This window comes from Tenacibaculum insulae, from assembly GCF_964512435.1.
Lineage (GTDB): Bacteria > Bacteroidota > Bacteroidia > Flavobacteriales > Flavobacteriaceae > Polaribacter > Polaribacter insulae_A.
Genome location: NZ_OZ208512.1, coordinates 1,611,095 through 1,634,405 on the forward strand (window position 1 = coordinate 1,611,095; position 23,311 = coordinate 1,634,405).

General features: G+C 31.7%; 24 protein-coding genes and 3 tRNA genes. 19 read left to right on the forward strand and 8 right to left on the reverse strand.

Translation table 11 applies throughout. From position 1 onward, the window contains the following. The 10 genes from mraY (at nt 1) to ACN5J5_RS07475 (ending at nt 10,832) form a co-directional block, all read left to right on the forward strand. Nucleotides 1-1,227 (forward strand): phospho-N-acetylmuramoyl-pentapeptide-transferase, encoded by a 1,227-nt coding sequence (gene mraY, locus ACN5J5_RS07430; RefSeq protein WP_418644299.1) that lies wholly within the window; start codon nt 1-3, stop codon nt 1,225-1,227. Between the two features lies 1 nt (nt 1,228). Then, on the forward strand, nt 1,229-2,563 hold the full coding sequence (gene murD / locus ACN5J5_RS07435) for a UDP-N-acetylmuramoyl-L-alanine--D-glutamate ligase (RefSeq protein WP_418644300.1): 1,335 nt from the start codon (nt 1,229-1,231) through the stop codon (nt 2,561-2,563). Nucleotides 2,564-2,578: 15 nt separating this feature from the next. Beyond that, the gene (locus ACN5J5_RS07440) at nt 2,579-3,769 is read left to right on the forward strand and encodes an FtsW/RodA/SpoVE family cell cycle protein (RefSeq protein WP_418644301.1); all 1,191 of its coding nucleotides are present in this window, start codon (nt 2,579-2,581) and stop codon (nt 3,767-3,769) included. After that, nucleotides 3,753-4,844 (forward strand): undecaprenyldiphospho-muramoylpentapeptide beta-N-acetylglucosaminyltransferase, encoded by a 1,092-nt coding sequence (gene murG, locus ACN5J5_RS07445; RefSeq protein WP_418644302.1) that lies wholly within the window; start codon nt 3,753-3,755, stop codon nt 4,842-4,844. The genes ACN5J5_RS07440 and murG overlap by 17 nt, the downstream gene beginning before the upstream one ends. Continuing rightward, the gene (gene murC, locus ACN5J5_RS07450) at nt 4,844-6,190 is read left to right on the forward strand and encodes a UDP-N-acetylmuramate--L-alanine ligase (protein WP_418644303.1); all 1,347 of its coding nucleotides are present in this window, start codon (nt 4,844-4,846) and stop codon (nt 6,188-6,190) included. The genes murG and murC overlap by 1 nt, the downstream gene beginning before the upstream one ends. Continuing rightward, the gene (locus tag ACN5J5_RS07455) at nt 6,190-6,930 is read left to right on the forward strand and encodes a cell division protein FtsQ/DivIB (protein WP_418644304.1); all 741 of its coding nucleotides are present in this window, start codon (nt 6,190-6,192) and stop codon (nt 6,928-6,930) included. Before murC ends, ACN5J5_RS07455 begins: the two co-directional genes overlap by 1 nt. Further along, nucleotides 6,920-8,272 carry a cell division protein FtsA gene (gene ftsA / locus ACN5J5_RS07460; protein ID WP_418644305.1) on the forward strand — a complete coding sequence of 451 codons (1,353 nt, stop codon included), beginning with the start codon at nt 6,920-6,922 and terminating at the stop codon, nt 8,270-8,272. Before ACN5J5_RS07455 ends, ftsA begins: the two co-directional genes overlap by 11 nt. A gap of 84 nt (nt 8,273-8,356) precedes the next feature. Continuing rightward, the gene (gene ftsZ / locus ACN5J5_RS07465; RefSeq protein WP_418644306.1) at nt 8,357-10,231 is read left to right on the forward strand and encodes a cell division protein FtsZ; all 1,875 of its coding nucleotides are present in this window, start codon (nt 8,357-8,359) and stop codon (nt 10,229-10,231) included. Between the two features lie 72 nt (nt 10,232-10,303). Further along, entirely contained in the window at nt 10,304-10,750 is a 447-nt protein-coding gene (locus tag ACN5J5_RS07470; RefSeq protein WP_418644307.1) for a GatB/YqeY domain-containing protein, read from the forward strand. 8 nt (nt 10,751-10,758) lie between these two features. Then, a tRNA-Arg gene (locus ACN5J5_RS07475) sits at nt 10,759-10,832 on the forward strand. Between the two features lie 72 nt (nt 10,833-10,904). On the opposite strand, the gene ACN5J5_RS07480 is transcribed toward ACN5J5_RS07475, so the two are convergent. Beyond that, nucleotides 10,905-11,537 carry a Crp/Fnr family transcriptional regulator gene (locus tag ACN5J5_RS07480; protein ID WP_418644308.1) on the reverse strand — a complete coding sequence of 211 codons (633 nt, stop codon included), beginning with the start codon at nt 11,535-11,537 and terminating at the stop codon, nt 10,905-10,907. 126 nt (nt 11,538-11,663) lie between these two features. On the opposite strand from ACN5J5_RS07480, the gene ACN5J5_RS07485 reads away from it, so the two are divergent. Beyond that, nucleotides 11,664-12,083, forward strand: coding sequence for a CBS domain-containing protein (locus ACN5J5_RS07485; protein ID WP_418644309.1), 420 nt, complete (start codon nt 11,664-11,666; stop codon nt 12,081-12,083). 40 nt (nt 12,084-12,123) lie between these two features. Here the strand turns inward: ACN5J5_RS07485 and rpe are convergent, their stop codons facing one another. Both rpe and ACN5J5_RS07495 read right to left on the reverse strand, forming a co-directional pair. Next, nucleotides 12,124-12,780 (reverse strand): ribulose-phosphate 3-epimerase, encoded by a 657-nt coding sequence (rpe, locus tag ACN5J5_RS07490; protein WP_418644310.1) that lies wholly within the window; start codon nt 12,778-12,780, stop codon nt 12,124-12,126. 265 nt (nt 12,781-13,045) lie between these two features. Next, nucleotides 13,046-13,909: a sigma-70 family RNA polymerase sigma factor gene (locus ACN5J5_RS07495; protein ID WP_028890199.1), complete on the reverse strand. Its 864-nt coding sequence runs from the start codon at nt 13,907-13,909 to the stop codon at nt 13,046-13,048. 224 nt (nt 13,910-14,133) lie between these two features. Here ACN5J5_RS07495 and ACN5J5_RS07500 point away from each other — a divergent pair, with 224 nt between their 5' ends. Genes ACN5J5_RS07500 through ACN5J5_RS07515 form a run of 4 tightly spaced genes read left to right on the forward strand, consistent with a single transcriptional unit; the run spans nt 14,134 to nt 15,748 of the window. Then, the gene (locus tag ACN5J5_RS07500; protein ID WP_418644311.1) at nt 14,134-14,406 is read left to right on the forward strand and encodes an RNA polymerase sigma factor; all 273 of its coding nucleotides are present in this window, start codon (nt 14,134-14,136) and stop codon (nt 14,404-14,406) included. Between the two features lie 5 nt (nt 14,407-14,411). Continuing rightward, nucleotides 14,412-14,708 (forward strand): RNA polymerase sigma factor, encoded by a 297-nt coding sequence (locus ACN5J5_RS07505; RefSeq protein ID WP_418644312.1) that lies wholly within the window; start codon nt 14,412-14,414, stop codon nt 14,706-14,708. Nucleotides 14,709-14,713: 5 nt separating this feature from the next. After that, complete coding sequence (locus tag ACN5J5_RS07510; RefSeq protein WP_418644313.1) at nt 14,714-14,902, forward strand: hypothetical protein; 189 nt, start codon at nt 14,714-14,716, stop codon at nt 14,900-14,902. A 27-nt stretch (nt 14,903-14,929) separates the two neighbouring features. Further along, nucleotides 14,930-15,748 (forward strand): mechanosensitive ion channel family protein, encoded by an 819-nt coding sequence (locus ACN5J5_RS07515; protein WP_418644314.1) that lies wholly within the window; start codon nt 14,930-14,932, stop codon nt 15,746-15,748. A gap of 211 nt (nt 15,749-15,959) precedes the next feature. Here the strand turns inward: ACN5J5_RS07515 and ACN5J5_RS07520 are convergent, their stop codons facing one another. The 5 genes from ACN5J5_RS07520 to ACN5J5_RS07540 form a co-directional block, all read right to left on the reverse strand. Next, complete coding sequence (locus ACN5J5_RS07520; RefSeq protein ID WP_418644315.1) at nt 15,960-16,658, reverse strand: porin family protein; 699 nt, start codon at nt 16,656-16,658, stop codon at nt 15,960-15,962. 1 nt (nt 16,659) lies between these two features. Continuing rightward, on the reverse strand, nt 16,660-17,388 hold the full coding sequence (gene ubiE, locus ACN5J5_RS07525; protein ID WP_418644316.1) for a bifunctional demethylmenaquinone methyltransferase/2-methoxy-6-polyprenyl-1,4-benzoquinol methylase UbiE: 729 nt from the start codon (nt 17,386-17,388) through the stop codon (nt 16,660-16,662). Between the two features lie 16 nt (nt 17,389-17,404). Beyond that, nucleotides 17,405-18,298 (reverse strand): NifU family protein, encoded by an 894-nt coding sequence (locus ACN5J5_RS07530; RefSeq protein WP_418644317.1) that lies wholly within the window; start codon nt 18,296-18,298, stop codon nt 17,405-17,407. 103 nt (nt 18,299-18,401) lie between these two features. Continuing rightward, complete coding sequence (locus tag ACN5J5_RS07535; RefSeq protein WP_418644318.1) at nt 18,402-19,763, reverse strand: OmpP1/FadL family transporter; 1,362 nt, start codon at nt 19,761-19,763, stop codon at nt 18,402-18,404. A gap of 36 nt (nt 19,764-19,799) precedes the next feature. Further along, on the reverse strand, nt 19,800-20,984 hold the full coding sequence (locus ACN5J5_RS07540; RefSeq protein WP_418644319.1) for a hypothetical protein: 1,185 nt from the start codon (nt 20,982-20,984) through the stop codon (nt 19,800-19,802). A 145-nt stretch (nt 20,985-21,129) separates the two neighbouring features. On the opposite strand from ACN5J5_RS07540, the gene proS reads away from it, so the two are divergent. The 4 genes from proS (at nt 21,130) to rpsT (ending at nt 23,309) form a co-directional block, all read left to right on the forward strand. Continuing rightward, nucleotides 21,130-22,608 carry a proline--tRNA ligase gene (proS, locus tag ACN5J5_RS07545; RefSeq protein WP_418644320.1) on the forward strand — a complete coding sequence of 493 codons (1,479 nt, stop codon included), beginning with the start codon at nt 21,130-21,132 and terminating at the stop codon, nt 22,606-22,608. Nucleotides 22,609-22,756: 148 nt separating this feature from the next. Beyond that, nucleotides 22,757-22,828, forward strand: a tRNA-Glu gene (locus ACN5J5_RS07550). Between the two features lie 122 nt (nt 22,829-22,950). Beyond that, a tRNA-Glu gene (locus tag ACN5J5_RS07555) sits at nt 22,951-23,022 on the forward strand. Nucleotides 23,023-23,057: 35 nt separating this feature from the next. After that, nucleotides 23,058-23,309 (forward strand): 30S ribosomal protein S20, encoded by a 252-nt coding sequence (gene rpsT, locus ACN5J5_RS07560; RefSeq protein ID WP_418644321.1) that lies wholly within the window; start codon nt 23,058-23,060, stop codon nt 23,307-23,309. Nucleotides 23,310-23,311: the final 2 nt, after the last annotated feature.

A 23,311-nucleotide genomic window follows, 5' to 3' on the forward strand; every position in this document is an offset into this window, starting at 1 on the left:
ATGCTGTATTATATATTTCAATATTTAGAAAGTGAATTTAATTTAACGGGAGCAAGTGTGTTTCAGTTTATTACATTTCGTGCAGCAATAGCTTTTATTTTATCGTTGTTGATATCTGCAATATTTGGTAAAAAAATCATCAATTTTTTAAGAAAACAACAAATTGGCGAAACGGTAAGAGATTTAGGTTTGGCGGGTCAGGTACAAAAAGCAGGAACACCAACAATGGGTGGTGTTATTATAATTCTTGCTACACTTTTACCAGTAATATTATTGGCGAAATTAGAAAACATTTATATCATTATTTTATTAATTACCACCGTTTGGATGGGGTTAATTGGTTTTGCTGATGATTATATAAAAGTATTTAAAAAAGACAAAGCTGGTTTAAAGGGTAAGTTTAAAGTATTAGGGCAAGTAGGTTTAGGTATAATTGTAGGATCAATGCTGTATTTTCATCCAGATGTAACTATAAAAGAACAGCTACCTGCTGCACAACAAGTAGTGCAAGAAAACGGAAAAATAAAAGTGTTTGGCGAGGCACATAAATCAACAAAAACTACGGTTCCTTTTTTAAAAAATAACGAATTAGATTACGCAAAAGCATTAAGTTTTTTGGGTGATGGTTACGAAAAATATGGATGGATTGTTTTTATATTCATTGTGGTTTTTATTGTAACAGGTGTGTCAAACGGAGCAAATTTAACAGACGGGATTGATGGATTGGCAGCAGGATCATCAGCAATAATGGTAATCGCTTTGGCATTATTTGCATGGGTTTCGGGTAATATTATTTTTGCTGATTATTTAGATGTAATGTACATTCCAAATTCGGGAGAAATGACGGTATTTATATTTGCTTTTGCAGGTGCTTTAATCGGTTTTCTTTGGTACAATACATTTCCGGCACAAGTATTTATGGGCGATACCGGTAGTTTAACAATTGGGGGTATTATAGCGGTTATTGCAATTGCAATTCGTAAAGAATTATTGTTGCCAATTTTAGCAGGAATCTTTGTGGTTGAAAACTTATCAGTAATACTTCAAGTATTTTATTTTAAATACACGAAAAAGAGATTTGGCGAAGGAAAAAGAATTTTTAAGATGGCGCCGCTACATCATCATTATCAGAAATTAAATTACCACGAAAGTAAAATCGTAACCCGTTTTTGGATTGTAGGTATTTTATTGGCGGTTTTAGCCATTGTAACCTTGAAATTAAGATAAAATGAAAAGGTTAGTAGTTTTAGGTGGAGGAGAAAGCGGAGTAGGTACCGCGTTGTTGGGTAAGCAAAAAGGTTTTGAAGTTTTTGTTTCTGATAAAGGAAACATTGCAAAAAAATATAAAGAAGTTCTTTTACATAATTCAATTGATTTTGAAGAGAAGATGCATACCGAAAATAAAATTTTCAATGCAGATGTAGTAATGAAAAGCCCAGGCATTCCTGATAAAGTAAAGTTGATTCAAGAATTACTTTTAAAAGGAATAAAAGTGATTTCTGAAATTGAATTTGCATCAGAATTTACAAATGCAACTATTGTTGGTATTACAGGTTCAAATGGTAAAACAACAACAACAATGTTAGCAGGATATTTGCTAAAGAAAGCTGGACTTAATGTTGGTGTTGGAGGAAATATAGGAGATAGTTTTGCGCAACAAGTAGCAGAAAATAGTTACGAAAATTATGTGTTAGAGTTAAGTAGTTTTCAGTTAGATGGAATTGAGAATTTTAAACCACATATTGCGATTTTAACAAACATATCGCCCGATCATTTAGATAGGTATGATTACAATTATAAGAATTACATAAATTCAAAATTTAGAATTACAAAAAATCAAACATCCGATGATTTTTTAATATATGATGCTGATGATGTTGAAATACAAAATTGGCTAAATAAAAATAAAGTTAACGCAAAAAAAGTTCCATTTTCAATTGAAAAAGAATTGGAGTACGGAGTTTTTTTAAGACAAGATAAGATAATAATGAAATTAACTACAGAAGAAGTATTAATGAACGTTTCTGACTTAGGATTAAAAGGAAAACACAATACCAAAAACGCAATGGCAGCAGCGATGGCGGCAAAATTATTACAGGTTAGAAAAGAAACCATTGCCGAAAGTTTGTTGGATTTTGAAGGTGTTGAGCATCGTTTAGAAAATGTACAAAAAGTTAATGGAGTGCAGTTTATAAACGATAGTAAAGCAACCAATATTAATGCTGTATTTTATGCGTTAGAGTGTATGGATAATCCAACAGTTTGGATTGTTGGTGGTGTAGATAAAGGAAATGATTATACAGATTTATTGCCATTGGTAAGAGAAAAAGTAAAAGCCATTGTTTGTTTAGGTTTAGATAATCAGAAAATTATAGAAACATTTGGTAGTGTGGTAGATGTTTTAGTGGAAACTGCAGGAGCAGAAGAAGCGGTAAAAGTAGCAAATAAAATAGCAGCTAAAGGAGATGTGGTTTTGTTGTCACCAGCATGTGCTAGTTTCGATTTATTTGATAGCTATGAAGACCGTGGAAGAAAATTTAAAGAAGCTGTTAGAAATTTATAAAATAAAAACAAATTAATGAAAACCATTTTTCAATACATAAAAGGTGATAAGGCTATTTGGGCCATTGTTACTGTGTTGGCAATATTTTCATTTATGCCAATATATAGTGCAAGTACCAATTTAGTTTATGTAGTTGGTAACGGTTCTACTTTAGGGCATTTGGTAAAACATGTAATGCTGTTAATTACTGGTTTTGCAGTTATTTATGGGGTACATAAAATTCCTTATAGGTATTTTAGTGGAGGTTCTGTTTTAATGTTGCCAGTTGTTGTTTTGTTGTTAATATATACTTTGACGCAGGGAACAACTATTGGAGGAGCTAATGCGAGTAGGTGGATTCACATTCCGTTTGTGGGGTTTGGTTTTCAAACTTCTACTTTAGCAGGAGTTGTGTTAATGGTGTATGTTTCAAGATATTTATCTAAAAATAAAGAAGAAATAATCACTTTTAAAAAGAGCTTGCTTAAGTTGTGGCTTCCGGTGGCAGCAGTTTTAGTATTGGTGCTTCCAGCAAATTTTTCTACCACTGCAATCGTTTTTTTAATGATTTTGTTGCTGTCTTTTATAGGTGGTTATCCGTTAAAATATATAGGTTATATTTTAAGTATAGGGCTTTTTTCTTTGTTGTTTTTTATACTGGTAGCAAAAGCTTTTCCTGATGCAATGCCAAATCGTGTAAGTACTTGGCAAAGTAGGATAGAAGGCTTTTCAAAATCTGATGGAACAGAGAATTATCAAGTAGAAAAAGCAAAAATAGCCATAGTAACTGGCGGAATGTTAGGTAAAGGACCTGGAAAAAGTGTTCAGAAAAACTTTTTACCACAATCATCTTCCGATTTTATTTACGCTATTATTATTGAAGAGTATGGTCTTGTAGGAGCTGTAATTGTGGTTTTTATATATTTTTTGTTGATGTTTAGAATTTTAATAACAGCAAAAAAAGCAACTACAATTTTTGGGACATTGATGGTTTTAGGAGTGGGAATTCCAATTGTTTTTCAAGCAATGATCAACATGGCTGTTGCTGTAAATATATTGCCTGTAACAGGGCAAACACTTCCGTTAATTAGTAGTGGAGGTACTTCTATTTGGATGACTTGCTTTGCCTTAGGAATGATATTAAGCGTAAGTGCTTCAAAAAACGAAACCGAAGAAACAATTTTAGATGATAATCCTTTAGATATTTTGCATGAAACAATCGATTAATATAATTATAAGCGGCGGAGGTACAGGAGGTCATATTTATCCTGCAATTGCTATTGCAAACGAAATAAAGGTTCGGTATCCTGAAGCGAATATTTTGTTTGTTGGGGCAAAAGATAAAATGGAGATGGAAAAAGTTCCGCAAGCTGGTTATGATATTAAAGGATTGTGGATTTCAGGAATTCAAAGAAAGCTAACAGCAAGTAATTTGTCATTTCCATTTAAGTTGTTAAGTAGCTTATGGAATGCATACAAAATTATCAAAAAATTTAAACCAGATGTGGCCATTGGTACAGGTGGTTTTGCAAGCGGACCAACTTTAATGGTTGCAAGTCAAAAGGGAATACCAACTTTATTACAAGAGCAAAATTCGTATCCAGGAATAACGAATAAATTATTGAGTAAAAAAGCAGGGAAAATTTGTGTTGCTTACGATAATTTAGAAAGATTTTTTCCGGAAGATAGGATTGTAAAAACAGGAAACCCTGTTCGTCAAGATTTGTTGTTTATTCATACAAAAAACGATGAAGGTAAAGATTTTTTTAAGTTAGATAACGCTAAAAAAACAATTCTAGTTTTAGGGGGAAGTTTAGGTGCTCGAAAAATAAATCAATTAATCGAATCGAATTTAGCATTTTTTAAAGCTCAAGATGTTCAATTAATTTGGCAATGTGGTAAGTTATATTTTGATGATTATAAAAAATATAATGAATTTGAAAATGTACAAGTACATCAGTTTTTAAATCGAATGGATTTGGCATATGCGGCTACTGATTTTGTAATTTCAAGAGCAGGTGCAAGTTCGGTATCAGAACTGTGTATTGTAGGTAAGCCAACAATTTTTATTCCCTCACCAAACGTAGCTGAAGATCATCAAACAAAAAATGCAAAATCTATAGCTGATAAGCACGGAGCTATTTTAGTAAAAGAAAAAGATTTAGAAACTTTTCCGATAGTGTTAGAAACATTGTTAAAAGATAAAGGAAAACAACAAAATTTAAGTGAAAATATTAATGAGTTAGCGTTGCCAAATGCAACGAGTGATATTGTTAACGAAATAGAAAAATTAATTATTTAGTGAATTTAAAAGCAATACATAACGTCTATTTTATTGGTATCGGAGGAATTGGTATGAGCGCAATTGCACGTTATTTTTCTGTAAACGGAAAAAATGTTTTTGGGTATGATAAAACACAAAGTCCGATAACCGAAAAATTAGAAGAGATTGGAATCGAAATTCATTTTGAAGATGCGATAAAAAATATTGATCTTTCTTGTTTGGATAAGGAGAAAACCTTAGTAGTTTACACACCTGCTATTCCTAAGGAACATCAGGAATTAAACTATTTTATCAGTAATAAATTTGAGGTTTTAAAAAGAGCGGAGATTTTAGGCGAAATAACCAAAAACACTTTTTGTTTGGGTGTTGCAGGGACGCATGGTAAAACCACAACTTCATCAATTTTAGGGCATATTATGCAGCTTGTAAAAGCAACTTCGTTTTTAGGAGGAATTGCAGAAAATTACAATTCAAATTTAATTTTAGGAGCAGATAAGATATCGGTGGTTGAAGCTGATGAATTTGATCGTTCATTTTTAAAATTATCACCCAATATTGCTTGTGTAACCTCTATGGATGCTGATCATTTAGATATTTATGGAGAGAATGAAATGTTGCAACAATCCTTTAGAGAATTTACAAATAAAGTTTCAGATACATTAATTGTTGCAAAGGGGTTACCATTAAAAGGATTGACTTATGCGGTAAATGAAGAGGCGGATTATAAGGCGTATAATGTAAGAGTAGAAACAGGTAAGTATATTTTTGATGTGCAAACACCAACATCAGAAATTAAAAATATAGAATTTCATTTGCCAGGAAAGCATAATATGATGAATGCTTTAGCTGCATTAGCAATGGCTGATGTTTATGGTATTTCGTTAGAAGAAATCAGAAATCAATTGAAAACTTTTAGCGGAGTTCAACGTAGGTTTTCTTATAAAATAAAAACTGAAAGTTTGGTGTTGATTGATGATTATGCACATCATCCGACAGAAATAAATGCTGTAGAGCATTCGGTACGAGAAATGTATCCGAATGAAAAAATATTAGCGGTTTTTCAACCACATTTATTTAGTAGAACAAAAGATTTTGTGGATGATTTTACAGCAGCACTTTCTAAATTTGATGAAGTGTTATTGTTAGATATTTATCCAGCAAGAGAATTACCGATAAAAGGAGTAACATCATCTTGGTTGTTAGATAAAATAAATTCAGAAAATAAAGAATTGGTGTCTAAAGAAAAATTATGTGAGAACGTTTTAAAATCAACATCAAAAATTATAGTAATGTTAGGTGCTGGGGATATAGGTTTATTGGTAAATGATGTTAAAGAAGCTTTAGTAAAAAAAGAGAATAAATAATGATAAAAAAAACAGCAACATACTTGTCCTTTTTTTTGTTATTGGTGTTTTTAGGCTTTTTATACAGTTTTACAACTGATAAAAACGGGTTAAAAAAGGTTAAAAATACGGTTGTAGAATTTGAAGAAGGTGATAATAACTTTTTGACACACAGTATGGTTGATAAATTGTTAATACAAAATAAAAAATTTGTTAAAAACCAACCAAAAAGAGTAGTAGATTTACATCTTTTAGAAACTAATGTTTCTGCAAATTCTTATGTTGAAAAAGCGGCTGTTTTTTTAACAATTAGTGGTGTGTTAAAAACACTGATAAAACAACGTAAACCAATAGCTCGTATTGTTAATAAGAGCGCCTCTTTTTATGTTGATAAGTCAGGAAGTAAAATTCCGTTATCATCAAATTTTTCGGCAAGAGTTCCGTTGGTTTCTGGGGTAGAGAAACCAGAAGAAATAGCAGCATTAGTTAAGTTAATAAAAGTAATAGGGAAAAACGATTTTTTTAGCAAAGAAATTATAGCAATTCAAAAAGATGCTTCAAACGAATATGTATTTACAGTTCGTAGTGGTAAGTATAAAATAATTTTTGGAAAGCTAAAAAATGTAAATGTAAAGTTTAAAAAGCTTACCGCATTTTATAACAAAGCATTGATTGATAAAACAATTAAAAATTATAAGACAATAAATGTAAAATACCACAACCAAGTTGTGTGCACAAAACAAAAGCAAGATGGAGAATAATAAAATTGCCGTTGGTTTAGATATTGGTACCACAAAAATTGTAGCCATGATTGGTCGTAAGAACGAGTACGATAAATTAGAGATTTTGGGTATTGGTAAAGCTAAAAGTTTAGGTGTAAAACGAGGTGTGGTAAATAATATTACGCAAACCATTCAATCTATTCAGCAGGCTGTAGACGAGGCTCAAGGTGTTTCTGGTCAAACAATAGAAAGTGTAGTTGTTGGTATTGCAGGGCAACATATTAGAAGTTTACATCATAGCGATTATATTACGAGATCAAAATCTGACGAAGTAATTAACGAAACAGATATTGAAAGTTTAGTTGATCAGGTACATAAATTAGTAATGCTTCCTGGTGAAGAAATTATTCATGTTTTACCACAAGAATTTAAAGTAGATAGTCAATCAGAAGTTAAAGAACCTATAGGGATGTATGGTGGGCGATTAGAAGCTAATTTTCACGTAGTGGTTGGTCAAGTTTCGTCTATCAGAAATATTGGTAGATGTGTAAAAAGTGCAGGTTTAGGTTTGTCTGATATTACATTAGAGCCCTTAGCATCTGCATCAGCAGTGCTAAGTCAAGAAGAAAAAGAAGCAGGTGTTGCTTTAATTGATATAGGTGGAGGAACAACGGATTTAGCTATTTTTAAAGACGGAATTATTCGACACACAGCAGTGATTCCTTTTGGAGGAAATGTTATTACTGAAGATATTAAAGAAGGTTGCTCGATTATTGAAAAGCAAGCGGAACTCTTAAAAGTAAAGTTTGGTTCGGCATGGCCTGGTGAAAATAAAGAAACAGAAATAGTTTCGATTCCTGGTTTGCGAGGAAGAGAACCGAAAGAGATTACGCTTAAAAATTTATCGAAAATAATTCATGCTAGAGTTCAAGAAATTATCGAGCATGTATATTTAGAAATAAAAAATTATGGGCACGAAACCCAAAAAGGAAAATTAATAGCAGGAATTGTACTAACAGGAGGTGGATCAGAATTAAAACATTTACGTCAGTTAGTAGAATATATTACAGGAATGGATGTTCGTATAGGTTACCCGAATGAACATTTAGCGGGTGACTCTGATGAGGTTTTGTCTAGTCCGTCATACGCAACAGCTGTTGGCCTGTTAATGGAAGGTTTGTGTAAAAGAACAGAAGAAAAATCAAAAGAGGAGATTATTGAAGAATTAACTCTAGATACGCAGACTAATATTAATAATGGAGAACTTTTAGAAGAAAAAGTAGAAACCAAAGAACATACCGTGAAATCTAAATCTTTTTTCGAAAAATTTACAGAAAAATTTACAGAAAAATTCACAGAATTTTTAGATAACGCAGAATAAGTAAGTATATAAATAAAATATTCTTTTTTTTCACCCCTAAAAAAAGGAATGTAAACTGAATAAAAATTAAAAAGAAAAGTTATTATGAGCACAGAATTCAATAACATTTCATTCGACATGCCAAAAACACAATCGAATGCCATTAAAGTAATTGGTGTTGGTGGGGGCGGTAGTAATGCCGTAGATCACATGTTTAGTAAGCAAATTCACGGAGTAGATTTCGTAATTTGTAATACGGATGCACAAGCGCTTGAAAATAGTCCAATTCCTAATAAAATTCAATTAGGAGCCCACTTAACTTCGGGGTTAGGTGCAGGAGCAAATCCTGATGTTGGTGCACAAGCAGCTGCAGAAAGTATTCAAGAAATTCAACAAATGTTAAGTACGCATACTAAAATGGTATTTATTACCGCTGGTATGGGAGGTGGTACAGGTACTGGTGCGGCACCTATTATTGCTAAAATAGCAAAAGATATGGATGTTTTAACGGTTGGGATCGTTACAATGCCATTTCAGTTTGAAGGAAAAAGACGTTCTAAGCAAGCTCAAAAAGGAATTGATGAATTACGTAAAAATGTAGATTCTCTTATTATTATCAATAATAATAAATTACGAGAGGTTTATGGTAATTTAGGGTTTAAAGCAGGTTTTTCTAAAGCCGATGAGGTTTTAGCAACTGCAGCAAAAGGTATTGCAGAAGTTATTACGCATCATTACAAACAAAATATTGATTTACATGATGCTAAAACGGTACTGTCTAACAGTGGAACCGCAATTATGGGATCAGCAAAAGAAACTGGAGCTAATCGCGCAAAAAATGCCATTGTAAAAGCTTTAGATTCTCCGTTGTTAAACGACAATAAAATTACTGGAGCTAAAAATGTTTTACTATTAATTGTTTCAGGAGCCAATGAGGTTACTTTAGATGAAATAGGTGAGATTAACGACTATATTCAGGATGAGGCAGGGTATGATGCGAACATTATTATGGGAGTTGGTGAAGATGAATCGTTAGAAGAAGGTATTGCTGTAACTATTGTTGCTACTGGTTTTACAGCCGATCAACAAGGAACAATAACAAATACTGAAGTAAAGAAAATTGTTCATACTTTAGAGGATGAACAAAAGGCAACTTACGATTTTGGAGAGCAAAAAGTACAAGTTGCTCCAACAATTAACGAGCCTCTTTCGGTAAGTGCACCTGATAAAATTGTTCATGTTCTAGAAGAAGAAAAAGAAGAACTAAGACCTACATTAAATTTGGTTCCAACTACTGATGCTATAAAAAACATTAACGTTGTATATGATGAAATTGCAACAGAAATTATTTCTGAGGATGATTTTATTATCACTAATATTAGCGAACCAAAAGTTGAAGAGAAGGTTGTAAAACAACAACCAGTTCAGCAAGATTTATTGTTTGATTTACCAGTAAATGCTTATGATGAAATTAAGCCAGCAACTACAATTGTAGAAACAACTAACGAAATTAAAAATATAAACGTTGTTGCTGATGAGGTTAAACCAGTAGTGCATCAAATTGAAAAACGTTATGTACTGGATGATTTTGATGTGCAACCAACTATTGGAAAAAGCTCTACACCAATTATAAAAGAAGAGGTTGAAGAGGAGTTGCAATTTAAAATAAGTACCAAAGCGCAAGAAGAAATTAATAATATAGAAACAACAAGCGAAGAAGTTTCTCCGTTAGATATTACAATTTCTGAGTTAAGAAAAAGAAAGCAAGAGAGGGTTAATTATCTAAAAAAATTCAATCATCAATTTACTGATACCGTAAAAAATCGAGTAGATGAAATTGAAAGAGAACCAGCTTATAAAAGAATGGGCGTAGATATTAATGCTGGTGCAAATATCAGTAAATCAGATACTGCATTAAATACAGATAATAATGATTTATTACGTTCAAATAATTCATTTTTACACGATAATGTAGATTAATAATAATAGCCTAAATATTTTTTGAAATTCCCGCTTTGTCGGGAATTTTTTAATCATAAAAAAACAAGAAAGATGAGTTTACAAAAACAAGTGATGGATAAAATGAAAGAAGCTATGAAATCGAAAGATACAGTAGCTTTAACGGCACTTAGAGCATTAAAATCTGCTTTTATGTTAGCAAATACAGAAGCTGGTGCTGGAGAAATTTCTGAAGCAGATGAGTTAAAAATTATTCAGAAACAAGTAAAACAACGTAAAGATAGTGCGGCTGTTTTTTCAGAACAAGGTAGGGCAGATTTGGCAGATCCTGAATTGGCAGAAGCAGCTGTTTTAGAACAGTTTTTACCTGAAGCTTTATCAGAAGATGAAATTGAAAAAGTGGTGAAGGAAACTATTGTTAAAGTTGGAGCAGAAGGAATGAAAGATATGGGAAAAGTGATGGGAATGGTTTCAAAACAATTAGCAGGAAAAGCTGATGGTAAAACCATTTCAATGATTGTTAAAAAAAGCTTAGCTTAATATATTAAGGCTGCGTAGTTCAACTGGATAGAATATCAGATTTCGGCTCTGAGGGTTGGGGGTTCGAATCCCTTCGCGGTCACAAAAAAAAACGATGCTTTTTAAAGCATCGTTTTTTTGTTTTAAGAATGGTTTGGTATAAATTTCAATACAATTATAGCTCTAATATTTTTATTTGATTTCTGCTCAATTTTATTTTTGATTTCTTTTCTAAAGCTTTTAGTAATCTAGAAATAACAACTCTAGAAGTGTGCAAATCATTGGCTATTTGTAAATGCGTAACATTTAAAACATCGTTTCCAATAACCATAGCTTTATCTTTTAAATATTTATACAAGCGTTCATCCATATTTAAAAAGGCAATAGAATCTACCGCTTCGATGAATTCGTTAAGTCTAGAATGATAGCTTAATAAAATATATTCTTGCCAACTTTTATACTTACTTAACCATTCCGACATTTTATTTTTCGGAATCATAAATAAAGCAACATCTGTTTCAGCAACAGCTTTTATCTTGCTTTTAGTGTTGCCCATACAACAAGACAATGTCATGGCGCAAGTGTCTCCTTTTTCGATATAATACAACACTAATTCGTCACCATCTTTATCTTCTCTTAAAATTTTAATAGCACCACTAATTATTAAGGGTATAGCAACCATATAACTATCAACATCAATAATAATAGTGTCTTCTTTAAATTCTTTATAAGTGGCTATTGAGGCTATTTCATCAAGTAGTTCGGCTTCAAATAAATATCCGTAATGGTTTTGTAATTTTTGTATCAATTTAATAAGCATTTTCAATTGATAATTTACAAAAAAAATAATGATAAGAGTGTGATTTTAATCAGATTTTTGATTGATTTTATTCCTGAAATTTGTTGTAGTAATTAACTATAAATTGAAAGTAAGATGAAAAAAAGAACGCCAGTATCAGCTATTATGAGTAAAAACGTAATTACATTAAGTAGTTCAGATGATTTAATGCTTGCTGAAAAGTTATTTAAAAAAGAAAAAATAAGGCACATTCCTGTAGTGAGTGGTTCTGAAATAAAAGGAATGTTAAGCTATACTGATTTGTTAAGAATAAGTTTTGCTGATGCAGTAGATATTGATGAGACGAATGTAGATACTGTTGTTTATAATATGTTTACCATAGATCAGGTAATGGCTAAAAATTTAGTTACTGTTACTTCTTCATCAACCATAAAAGAAGTTGCTGAAATTTTAGCAAAAAAAGAATTTCATGCATTACCGGTGGTTGACAATAACGAGTTGGTTGGTATTGTTACCACAACAGATTTGATTAACTATTTAATAGCTCAATTCTAAAAAAAAAAGGAGGAAAATTTTTAAGTTTTCCTCCTTTTTTTTAATTGATTAATTCTTTTAAGTTTTTAATCGTTTCTGTAGGGTTATCACTTTTAAAAACATAACTACCAGCTACTAAAACATCAGCTCCTGCTTCGATAAGTTGATTTGCATTTTTATTGGTAACTCCACCGTCAATTTCTATTTGACAATCAGAACCAGAAAACTCAATAAGTTGTTTTAATTGACTTACTTTTTTGTAGGTGTTTTCAATAAATGATTGTCCGCCAAAACCAGGATTTACACTCATTATACAAACTAAATCTAAGTCGACAATAATGTCTTCTAAAACCGCAATTGGTGTGTGTGGATTTAAAGCTACACCAGCTTTCATGCCGGCTGCTTTTATTGCTTGTACAGTTCTGTGTAAATGTGTACAAGCTTCGTAATGTACGGTTAAAATATCGGCTCCTAAATTTGCAAACTCTTGAATGTATTGATCTGGATTTACAATCATTAAATGTACATCGATTGTTTTTTTAGCGTGTTTTGTAATCGCTTTTAAAACTGGCATTCCGAAAGATATATTTGGTACAAAAACACCGTCCATAATATCAATATGAAACCAGTCGGCATCACTGTTGTTTACCATTTCGATGTCTCTTTGTAGGTTAGCAAAATCTGCTGCTAACACTGAAGGTGCAATTAAATTACTCATTAGTTTGTTGTTGTGTTGTTATTTTATGCAAAGATACTTAATTCGACTTTGCAAGAAACTATGGTAAAGTAATAAAATTTATAAATATGTTTAGCCCTGATTGAACGGTTTGTGTGAGCTCTTTTTTGAAGGATGAGAAAAAAGCGAGTAGTGAAAGCAGGAAAAGGCTTCAAATAAAAAAACTCCCGAAAATTAATTCGAGAGTTTTATATATGTTTCATGCTTGATAGCGCATGAGTGAGATACTTAATGCAATCTGCGACCTCTAGCCTAAGTATGTCATTAATATTTTAGATCTAGAAGTATGTTTTAATCTTCTGATTGCTTTTTCTTTAATTTGACGCACACGCTCACGAGTTAAATCGAACGTTTCACCAATTTCTTCTAAAGTCATTGGTTGGTGTTCTCCTAATCCGAAGTATAATTTTACAACATCCGCTTCACGAGGTGTTAAGGTTTCTAAGGCACGATTAATTTCGATGCGTAAAGATTCGTGTAATAATGTTTTATCTGGATTTGGTGATTCTCCTGAGTTTAATACATCGTATAAGTTAGAATCTTCTCCTTCAATTAATGGTGCATCCATTGATACGTGACGACCAGAGTTTTTCATTGATTCTTTTACGTCGTTCACTGTCATGTCTAACTTTTTAGCAATTTCTTCCGGACTTGGAGGTCTTTCGTTTTCTTGCTCTAAAAAGGCATACATTTTATTGATCTTGTTGATAGAACCAATCTTGTTTAATGGTAAACGTACAATACGAGATTGTTCTGCTAATGCTTGTAATATAGATTGACGAATCCACCATACAGCGTATGAGATAAATTTAAAACCACGAGTTTCATCAAAACGTTTTGCTGCTTTAATTAACCCTAAGTTACCTTCGTTAATTAAATCGGGTAATGTTAATCCTTGGTTTTGGTATTGTTTTGCTACCGAGACAACGAAACGTAAATTAGCTTTCGTTAATTTTTCTAAGGCTCTTTGGTCACCAGCTTTAATTCTTTGTGCTAACTCAACTTCTTCATCAGCAGTAATTAAATCTACCTTTCCTATTTCTTGTAAATATTTATCTAATGATGCGGTTTCTCTATTAGTAACCTGCTTGGTAATCTTTAGTTGTCTCATCTAATTAAGTAATATTTTTAATTCATCAATCGGTCTACACTAACTTATACGTATGCTGCTTTAATAATGTTACAAAAAAATAAAACTTTTTTATTTAAATACTATAATCGTTAAAGAAACGTTAAATTTGTTTTCTTAAAAAGAAGAAATAGTGACCTTTTTTATATAAAGGTGTCTTAATTAATTGCAAGCCAAAACTATAACATAAGAACTATAATTAGTTGTTGAAAAGTACTGACGATACAAAACTAAGTGATGAAGCGCTGGTTAGTAAAATAGTAGAAAAAAATGATACTCATTTATTCGCTGTTTTATATGACCGTTATGCAGGCATTGTGTATAATAAATGTTATGGTTTTTCTAAAAATAAAGAAGAAGCACAAGATTTAACACACGATGTTTTTATTCGCCTATTTGTAAAATTAAGAACTTTTAAAGGGAAGTCTAAATTTTCTACCTGGTCTGGTTGTATTCTTTTACCTATAATTTCTGTGTAAATTATGTGCAAAGAAATAAAGAGAAGAAAAAGGAAAAAGTAACTGTTGTTACCGATCAAATAAAAGAAGATAGTAACGAAGATGAGATTGATGACGCTGAGTTATTTGAATTAAAATCAGATAAGTTAGCCAAAGCACTAGAACTTATTCAGGCTTCAGAAAAAATGATTCTTTTAATGAAATATCAAGATGATATGAGTATTAAAGAAATTGCTGATACTTTAGAATTAGGGGAGAGTGCTGTAAAAATGCGATTAAAAAGAGCAAAACAAAAAGTTATAATAGCCTATAACGAACTGTAATAATTATGGAAAATCCATTTAAAAAAATATTACATAACGAAGAACTGCCAGAGGTACTTAAACAAAAAGTGTTAGGTGATGTGGCAATGATTAAGCTATCAATAGATATGGCTGATTTATTTGTGGTGAAATACCCAAATACAATTGCCGATTTATTAGGAGGTGGAGCGCCTAAAAAAGAATCAAAAGAATAAATAGACAAACGAACGAATACCAAAATTATGAATGCATTACAAATTGATATTTTAAAACCTTTTCAAAATATTTTTCAAAGTATTATTGATTCATTACCAAAAGCTTTAGGCTTTATTGGTTTTGTTGTGTTAGCTTGGTTAATAATTAAAGTGTTTTTGTTTTTAGTAAAGAAAGCATTGGCTAAAACAAAAATAGATGAATGGTCTAAAAAACTTAAGAAAACTGAAATTTTTGGCAATTCAACAATTAATATCGTACTCACAAAGGTAATATTAGCCGTGTTAAAATGGTTTTTAATATTGATGTTTGTAATGGCAGGTTCAGATATATTTGGATTAGATGTACTCTCTGACGGAATAAAAAGTTTTTTTGCATACTTACCTAAATTATTAACCGCATTAGGAATTTTTGTAGCAGGTGCTTATTTGGGTACTATGGTTAAAAAAGCCATACAAGGGATGTTTAAGTCTTTAGAGATTTCTGGAGGTAACTTAGTAGGTAATATTGCTTTTTATTTAATAGTAGTTTTCTTGTCAATAACAGCTTTAGATCAAGCGGGAGTTGATACTTCTGTTATAAAAAGCAACTTAACGCTATTAATAGGTTCGGTGCTTTTAGCATTTACTTTGGCTTTTGGTTTAGGAGCAAAAGAAGTAGTTGCAAGGTTGCTTTATGGTTATTATTCAAGAAAAAATGTAACAATAGGAAGTAAGGTTGTTATTGGTGATGTAGAAGGTGTGGTTACTGCAATAGATAACATTTGTTTAACTGTAACAACAAGCAAAGAAAAAGTAGTTTTACCTATTAAAGATGTGGTAGACAGTAAAATAGTTGTGAAAAATTAACATTTTTAAGGTTTTTATTTTATATTTGTCAAGCAGATTTAAAAAGCATTACGAAAATGATAGATTTCGGGGGACTTCTATCTTATAGGTAAAAACGTATTTTTTACCTCAATGACCATCGAAAGATGGTCATTTTTTTTTACACTTATTTCAAGAAGAAGTTTTTTAACTATTGGGTATAAAAAAACCACTATAAAAAGTGGTTTTAGATTTATTCGAAAGACAAATGGAGGAAAATTCCTCGCGTGCCTAAAAAGTCAATAGGGTCTGTCCATTGACTAGCTTTATTGTCATAAACAACTTCGTTATTAACGGCAAAAATACCTCTAATAGAAGGAGAGAATTTAAAGTAATTTAAGTAAAAATCTACTCCAACACCTACTTCGTACATTATATTACTAGAAGTAGTCCTAAATTCACCACCAAAATTATCGTTGCTGTTACTTTCGTTGCTAGAAAAATTATAGTCGTATGATATTCCGCCTAAAACATAAGGTCTTATATTATTAAGTCTATTAGTACTTAGTTTTAAAATAAAAGGTAAATGTAAATAAGTTGCGCCAACTTCTCTTGTTTTTACATTATCAGGACCAGCAATGTGTTTAAAAACTAAAGTTTTAGTGTTAGATATTAACCCTGGTTCGAACCTTAAATTAACATTATGATGTAATTTTAAATCGGCAATTAAACCTACGTTAAATCCTACAGATGAGGTTACTTCTATTTCAGCATTATTAAAAGAACTTGGTTTGTAGCCTACTTTGTATCCGTTATTATTTAATCCTAAATAAAATCCGTAATGAAAAACAGGTTTATCAAAACTAGGAAGATTTAAAATTTTTTCCCTTTGTGCTTGAAAGGTAATTGTGAAAAATCCGAAAAAACTGAAGAGTAAAATTCTTTTTAACATACTATTTTAAAGCGGTGTAAATTGATGCAACTCCAAAAGTTACAGGTAAATTCTTTGCACTCTTAAACCCATTTTTTTGTAAAATATTGTTGAAAGCTTCTCCAAAAGGAAAAGAATTTGCACTTTCTGATAAATAAGAGTAAGCAACTTTGTCTTTTGAGAATATTTTACCAATAACAGGTAAAATAAAATTGGTATAAAATTTATACCCTTGTTTAAAAGGAAATTTAGTTGGGTTAGAGGTTTCTAACACTACAAATTTACCTCCTGGTTTTAAAACCCGTAATATTTCTGTTAAACCTTTGTCTAAATTCTCAAAATTACGAACCCCAAAAGAAACCGTAATAGCGTCAAAAGTATTGTCGTTAAAAGGCATGTTTTCGCTATCACCAACAATCATTTCAATTTTTTCTGATAAGTTAGCTTTGGCTATTTTTTGTTTGCCAACCTCTAACATACCAGCAGAAATATCTAAACCAGTAATTTTTTTAGGATTTAATTTTGCCATCATTAAAGCTAAATCGCCTGTTCCGGTAGCAATATCTAAAATTTGTTGCGGATTATTTTCGCCAACTAATTTTACTACTTTTTTTCGCCAACTAACATCAATTCCTAATGAAATAACGCGGTTTAATCCGTCGTAATCTTCAGAAATATTGTCAAACATTTTTGCAACTTGTTCCTTTTTTCCTAATTCAGAATCTTTGTATGGTTTGATCGTTTTTGACATCTGGTTTTTATAAAAATTATCCGTTAATAGCAACTACTTCGTTAATTTGGTTTGGTAACATATCTTTAAGCATGGTTTCGATACCATTTTTTAAAGTTACTGTTGATGATGGACATCCGCTACAAGCTCCTTGTAAAATAACGCTAACTCTTTTTGTTTCTTTATCGTACGATTGAAATGCAATATTTCCTCCGTCAGATGCTACTGCGGGTTTAATATATTCATCTAAAATATCAACAATTTTAGCTTCAGTATCTGTTAAATCTTCCTTCGGAATTTCAACATTCTGCTTTGTTTGTTGTTTTGGTAATTCTTGAATAATAGTTTTACCATCCTGAATGTAGTTTCTAATAAAAGTACGAACTTCTTGATGTACTTCGTTCCATTCTATCATATCATACTTTGTAATAGAAACGTAGTTTTCAGAAATAAAAATTTCTTTTACAAATGAAAAACTAAATAATTGTTGAGCTAAAGGTGATGATTTACTAGCTTCTTCAATGTTTTTAAATTCAACATCAGTTTGAGTAAGTGCTTTATTAGTACCAAATTTCATTACTGCCGGATTCGGAGTAACTTCAGCATATACTTCAACTGCTTCCTTTTTGGTAGTTTCTTCTTTTACAAGGCTGTTTCCTTCTTGTAAATAGTTTTCAATTTGCTCGCGAACCTCTTCTTCAACGTCTTCCCATTGCACAATGTCATAACGTTGAATTGCAATAAAATTAGCGGTAATTAATATTTTTTTTACAAACGGAAGGTAAAAAAGTTGTTGTGCTAAAGGTGAGTTTTTAGCTTCGTCTATATTGTTAAACTCGTAACTACCTCCGTTTACTAAAATTGTGTTACTTACAAATTTAAGAATGGTTTCGTTATTGGTTTCTTGTATGTTTATTTTAATTGTACTCATAAGTTGTAAAATGAAGTGCAAAATTACGGTAAAAAACCGAGATATTGGTATATAAAAAATCCTGCAAAAAGCAGGATTCTAATATTGTTTTTTAATGCGAAAATTATAGGTTAAAAGTAATTGTACCTGAAATTCTAGAACTGTTATTATTTACAGTCGTATCTCCAGGGTTATTTAAGGTGTAATAACTTATAGTTTCCGATTTACGGTACGATAAATCAAACACTGCATTTCCAAAATTGTAACCTAAACCAAGTGTAAAACCTCTTAGGTTGTCTTTGTTTGTGTTTCCTCCGTAAGCGCTTACTAAATTCGGGTTTTTTTCATAATGATAACCACCTCTAACACTCATGTTATCAAAACGCCATTCTGTACCAATGTTTAAAGCATGGGTTGCTCTTAAATTATCAGAAAAACTTTGATTTGCTTTTAAAAGTGTTGGATCACTTTCTCTGTATTTAATATTTTTATAATCCTTATAAGTATAATCTGCACTAATTAATCCTTTTTTACCAAAAATGTAGGCTCCACTTGCCGTTATTCTACCAGGTGATTTAAAACGAAAACTATTTGGGTAATCATCAATCACGTCGTAATACGGACTTAAATTTAGGCTGCTTATTCTATTCATGGTTAGCCTATCGTAATATTGCTCAACAATTTCTTCATACCAAGTGGGTGTTTCATAAGCTAAACCAAAACGAAAGTTGTTGTTTAGTTTATAAATAAATCCTAAACTAAGCGAAAATCCGTTTCCTTGCATGCTTGTATCAGTAAGGTTATAAGCATTTAATATGTTTCCATTGTTGTCTTCATTACCTTCTTCTAAATGTGTAGTTTGTGTAAAATTGATGTCGTGAAAATTTATAGAAGCACCTACAAAAAGTTTATTTTGATGTACTGCTGAAAATCCGAAGTTATACACACTTGTTTCTCCTTCAAATGAATTACTGAAATTATGATCTATAGAGTTTAAAAACTGGGTTTTATTAACTTTTGTATCGTTTTCGTGTTCGTAGTATTTTAAATATTGACCGTTACTTAGGCTATAAGAATTGCTAAAATCCTTTTTCATACTATAATTAAAACTCAAAGCAAAACGACTCCAGTCAGAATCATATTCAGAATCGAAAGAAAGTACCGCTCCTGCTTGTGTTATATTAAAATAGTTGTCTTGATTGTTAAAATTATCGCCATAATAACCAATATTATTATCAGTATTTCGGTTTCCTAAAGTTACAGAAAATGAGTTTTTTTTAGATACAACACCTCCTGCCGGATTAATAGTAATAGAAGAAACATCGCTACCCAATGCACCAAATGCACCTGCCATTGCTTCAAAACGAGCAGAACCATAATGTTCGTTTTGCGAAAATAAAATACCTAAATCTGTATAGTTTAAAGATTGAGAAAAGGCTGTATATGTACTGGCGATAAATATCGCTAAAGTTAAAAGTTGTTTCATTTTTTTTATGAATTGATTAAAAAACGAGTTCGTAAATTATCTTCTACCACCTCTAGAACCTCTACTTCTAGATGAGCTTCTGCTAGAGCTATTGTTGCTTCGCGATGAGCTTCTTGATGATGATTGGCTGTTTGAACTTCGAGAGCTTCTACTTGGTCTTGAATAACTTTTAGAACTGTTACTTTTTTTAGAAGAATAGTTTTTACTGTTTTCTGAAGTTTTTTTATAGCTAGATGAATTCCTTTTAGTCGACTTACTGTTGTTTTTAGTGGATGATCTGTGATTTTTGGTAGAACTATTTTGAGAGCTACGATTTCCTCTTTTATTACCGCCACTAGATCTGTTTCCGTTAGAGTTGTAGCTTTTATTATATCTGCTATTTTTTGTGCCTCTTGTAGAGCCTCCTCTTGTAGAGCCTCCTCTTGTAGAACTTCCTCTGGTTGATCTTACTCCTCTGTTAGAACGTGCGCCACTGTTTCTTCTCGTATTAGAGTTTTTTCTATATGTACTTGAAGCTCTTTTTGAGGTAGTTCGTTTAGATTTATTATTTGTAGAAGTTCTTCTAGAAGAAGTAGTTCTGTAACCTCTGTTAGGGTTTGATCCTCTGCGAGGTCTATAATAACGGTTGTTGTATCTATAAGGTCTGTTATAGTGATTTCTATAATAAGGGCGATGGTAATAAGGTCGGTAAAAACCGCCCATTCCTACATGAAATCCAGAATTGTAACCATACCAATGATAGTTGTTGTAATAATAAGGTCTCCACCACGGTCTGTAACCATAAACATGAGCCCAGTAATAATCATTATTATAATATCCCCATCCTGGTGATGTATTTATATTAATAACAACATCACTATTATTGTTTTCTTGTCCCCAAGACTCATTATTATACGAAATGCTGCTTTGCGGTTCTTCATCAATATATTCCTCTTCTTCCTCTAGATATTCATCAGTAGAATAATTTTCAATATCGGTAATAATGTCGGTTCCTTCTAAAGCACCTAAACGCTCAATTTCTTTTGTAAAGTAATTTTGTTCATATTCTTTATATTCATTTTCATCAACAACAATAACTTTTCGCTGTGGTTCTTCATCAGCGTAAATACCATCATTGCTATTTGTTACAGATTGTGAAGTTCCGCAAGAAAAAAATGTTGCCACAAAGAGTAATGATAAAATAGAATAAGGTAACTTAATATTGGTGTAATGTAGTTTCATCGCTTAAATTTTTAGATTATAAAAAACTAATTCGAAAATGACATGCAAAATGTTATTTCTTTGTTGGGCTTGTAGCCTTTTTAATGTAGTTTTGCAAAGACAATTTACGCATAAAAATAACAATATTTATGCCAAACTTTTGATTATGAGCAAACATTTAACAAAAAGAGACGAAGATTACTCGAAATGGTATAACGAATTGGTGGTAAAAGCTGATTTAGCTGAGAATTCAGCAGTAAGAGGATGTATGGTAATTAAGCCTTACGGATTTGCTATTTGGGAAAAAATGCAAGCAGAATTAGATAGAATGTTTAAAGAAACAGGACATCAGAATGCATATTTTCCGCTATTTGTACCCAAAAGTTTGTTTGAAGCAGAAGAGAAAAATGCCGAAGGATTTGCTAAAGAATGTGCAGTTGTAACGCATTATCGCTTACAAAACGACCCGGATAATGAAGGGAAGTTACGTGTAGATCCTGAAGCTAAATTAGAAGAGGAATTAGTAGTAAGGCCAACATCTGAAGCAATTATTTGGAACACCTATAAAGGATGGATACAATCGTATAGAGACTTGCCTTTATTAATAAATCAATGGGCAAATGTTGTTCGTTGGGAAATGCGTACTCGTTTATTTTTACGTACTGCAGAGTTTTTATGGCAAGAAGGGCATACCGCACATGCAACAAAAGCTGAAGCTATTTCAGAGGCAAAACAAATGCAAGAAGTATATGCAACTTTTGCTGAAAACTTTATGGCAATGCCTGTGGTAAAAGGAGCAAAGTCTGAAAGCGAGCGATTTGCTGGTGCTGATGATACTTTAACGATTGAGGCTTTAATGCAAGACGGAAAAGCATTACAAGCAGGAACTTCTCACTTTTTAGGTCAAAATTTTGCAAAAGCTTTTGATGTAAAATATACTTCGAAAGAAGGGAAAAAAGAACATGTTTGGGCAACTTCTTGGGGAGTTTCAACACGTTTAATTGGTGGATTGATTATGACGCACTCTGATGATGCAGGATTAGTGTTGCCTCCAAAATTAGCTCCTATTCAAGTGGTAATTGTTCCAATATATAAAGGAGAAGAGCAATTAAATGCTATTTCAGAAAAAGTAGATGTAATCGTTAAAGAATTGCGTAAAAAAGGTGTTTCGGTGAAGTTTGATGATAGAGATACTTTTAGACCTGGAGCAAAATTTGCTGAATATGAGTTAAAAGGTGTTCCTGTAAGAATAGCGATGGGAAATCGTGATTTAGAAAATGGTACTGTTGAGGTTGCACGTCGTGATACTTTTGAAAAGCAAACAGTTTCTATTGATGAGGTTGTAAGTGTTGTGTCTAGCTTATTAGAAGAAATTCAAGAGAACTTATTTAAAAAAGCATTGAATTATAGAAGTGAGCATACAACGGAAGTTTCTACTTTCGAAGAGTTTAAAGATGTAATTGAAAACAAAGGAGGTTTTGTTTCTGCTCACTGGGACGGAACTATTGAAACTGAAGATAAAATTAAAGAACTAACGAAAGCAACGATTAGGTGTATTCCTAATGATGCAATTGAAGAAGAAGGAAGCTGTGTTTTAACAGGAAAACCATCTTCTAAAAGAGTTTTATTTGCGAAAGCATATTAATTAAAAGTTTGGAAAGCCTTGTTTTACAGGGCTTTCTAAACCTTTAATTATTTATTTTTTTAGATGAGATAAAAAAAATAAAAAAACTTTTGTGTAAATAAGAAACTGTTTATATATTTGCACCCGCAATCAGAAAATTGATTGTTTTGGTCCGTTCGTCTAGGGGTTAGGACGCCAGGTTTTCATCCTGGTAACACGGGTTCGATTCCCGTACGGACTACAGTGCTTAATTAGTGTTTTGAAAGAATTTAAGTTTTAAAAAACAGTTAATTAAAAAAATAAAATTATTGCAAATATAAAAAAGTATTGTATATTTGCACCCGCAATCAGAACGATTGTTTTGGTCCGTTCGTCTAGGGGTTAGGACGCCAGGTTTTCATCCTGGTAACACGGGTTCGATTCCCGTACGGACTACAAAGTTTTTTATAAACAATTAAGAATTTAGTATAATGGCAAATCACAAGTCAGCAATTAAAAGAATTAGAAGTAACGACGCAAAGCGTTTAAGAAATAAATATCAGCATAAAACAACTCGTAATGCTGTTAGAAGATTAAAAGCTTCTGAAGATAAAAAAGAGGCAGAAGGGATGTTATCTACTGTTGTTTCTATGTTAGATAAATTAGCTAAGAATAATGTTATTCATAAAAACAAAGCAGCTAATTTAAAATCTAAATTAACTAAACACGTTGCATCTTTATAAGA